At 32.3% G+C, this 2661-nt stretch carries 2 protein-coding genes; both read right to left on the reverse strand.

Annotated elements, in window-relative coordinates; translation table 11 throughout:
• Positions 1 to 1885, reverse strand: a 1885-nt coding sequence (locus ENL20_03290; protein ID HHE37581.1) for a tetratricopeptide repeat protein, incomplete at its 3' end; no start/stop codon positions are given.
• A gap of 199 nt (positions 1886 to 2084) precedes the next feature.
• The coding region (locus ENL20_03295) for a T9SS type A sorting domain-containing protein (protein ID HHE37582.1) at positions 2085 to 2661 on the reverse strand (577 nt) is incomplete at its 5' end.

Below are 2661 nucleotides of genomic sequence, written 5' to 3' on the forward strand. Positions count from 1 at the left end.
CTTTTAACATGATCATGGCTTTCTCAACCATATTTTTCAATTCTCTGACATTTCCAGGAAAATAATATTTTTTCAGTTTATCAATAACAGCAGCATTGATTTTGGGGATCGGTTTTTTTAGAGTTTTTGATAATTCCCGGATAAAATATTCAAGCAATGGTTTAATATCCGCAGGTCGCTCTCGTAAAGGCGGTATCCGTATTGTAATTGTATTTATCCTGTGTAATAAATCCAGACGGAAACTTTCATTCTCAAGTAGTTCATCGATATTTTTATTTGTGGCAGCAATGATCCTGAAATCGACCTGCATTTCTGTCTTCGAACCGATTTTTTTTATTCTCTTATTTTCCAGGACACGCAACAATTTCGATTGTAATGAAACTGGTGTATCAGCAATCTCATCCAGGAAAAGAGTACCTTTATCAGCTAATTCCAGAAATCCGGTTTTATCGGATAAAGCCCCGGTGAAACTTCCTTTCAGGTGACCAAAAAATTCGCTTTCTGCCAGGGTTTCAGGGATGGAACTGCTGTTTACTGCTACGATCAAATGATCTTTACGAGTACTGGCAAAATGAATAATATTGGCTATGATCTCCTTGCCGGTGCCGCTTTCTCCCAGGATCAGGACATTTGTATCAGGATGAACAGCAGCTGTCATCGCCAAATCTAATACTTTTTTTATTTTTTTACTGTTGCCGACCAAGTCCATGTGGATTGCTTTTTTCAGCGCTGTAGAAATGAGAGAATTATGTTTTTTAAGTTCTATAACTCTTTTGGAGCTTTCTTCATATTTATTCTGCAGACCAGATATTTTCTCGATCATTTCCTTATTGAGGATTTTATCCTTTTGTTCAGAATATTTGCGATAGAAAAAAAGAGCAGTTTGATAATCTTTCTTTTTTTCATAGATTTCGCTTAATAATTGATAATTATTTTTTATTTGTTCCTGGATATTCTGCTTTTTTGATAATTCCAGGCTTTGCTGAATATATTTAATTGCCAGATCATATTTCCCTTTTTTCAGATACACACTACCGATAAATTCAAGATAATAAGGAATATATTTCGTATTGTTGGTTTCTTTTGTTATTTCCAAGGCTTTATTATAATATTTCAGGGCTTTGTCATATTGGTTAAGATCTTCATACACACCACCGATATTGCTGGTAAAAAGAGCAATTTGTACTTTCATGTTCAATTTTTTGATAATATTCAGTGCTTTTTTGTAGAATTCTATGGATTTATGCGGATCCTCATTGCAATATGAAACACCGAGATTGTTCAAATTTTTTGCAATACCGAATGAATAATTTAATTCTTTGTACATGTGTAACGCTCGTAAGAAAAATTCTCTGCTTTTATCAATTTGTTTCAATTTATCATAAATTATCCCAATATTTTCCAGGGATTCAGCAAACTTAATTTTCTCAAATCTATTATCCTTTTTTTCTAAAATTCTTTTATTTTCTTTTAATGTTTTTACTGCTGATAATAAATAAACAAGAGCTTCATCATATTTCCCTAAATTTCTATAGTTGTAACCTAATTCTTTATCAGCAATAGCAATTTTTAGAGAATTATTTAATTCTATAAAAGTCTTTTTTGCTTCTTTGATATAAACAATCGAGGTCTCATAATCTGCAATTAAAGCAAAAACTCGACCTAATATTAAAAGAGTTTCAGCTTTTTTCTTTTCGTTCCCTTTTCTTTCATAAATAGGGTATAACTCCTTAGCAGTCTTTATTACTTTATGATAATCTCTAAAGCTATTGTATTTATTTAAAAGAAGTTCTAATGTTTTTATTATCTTTTCTTCATTAAATGTTTGTTTTGCTTTTTGCAGTTTTTTTTCTAATTGTTCAATTGTATTATCAGCAGTTCTCATTATTCTTATTCCCTGTGAGATATTTTTTAATTAATGAAATATCGGTCAATTTTTTTTGGGGGGAAAATGGGATTTACTTACTAAAAAGATTTATTTAACAAAAAAACTTGCCATCCAGCAGCAGTCGGATAGTTAGTTTTTAATAACCGCTTTGCGAAATTTATCTTCTTGCGTTTTTTCTTTAGAAGTTTAGCAAAGTCTATTTCAATAAAATCATCTTCCTGATATTGTTGTAATCATCAGTTGTCATTTTGTAAAAATAGATTCCGGAACCAACCTTGTTCCTGAAGTTATCCTTCCCATCCCAGATGATCTTATGATATCCTGCCTGTTTATTCCCGTTCACCAGAGTTCTAACTTTCTGTCCTTTGATATTGTAGATATCAAGAGTAACTTTTGAACTTCTGTTCAAACCGAATGATATGATAGTTTGCGGATTAAAAGGATTGGGATAATTTCCGGTCAGTTCCGTAAATTCAGGGATCAAATCAGGATCTGCTTCGGTTCCTGTTACTGTTAATGTAACCGGAATAATGGTCTCGTTCCTGATGTCATCCGTGATGATAATATTGCAGGAATATTCACCATTGCTGAGATTATTTGTGTTAAAAGTGATTTCTATTTCATCGGTTTCCCCTGTAAAGAGATTTCCAGATTCGCTTCCTAATTCAATCCAGCTATTGTGCTGTTCAATTTCCAGAGTATAATTGATGAGACCGCTTCCGATATTAGAAAGTTCTAGAGTATCGATCAAAGTCTGGTTAGTTTCCATTTCA

Source organism: Candidatus Cloacimonadota bacterium, from assembly GCA_011372345.1.
GTDB lineage: Bacteria > Cloacimonadota > Cloacimonadia > Cloacimonadales > TCS61 > DRTC01.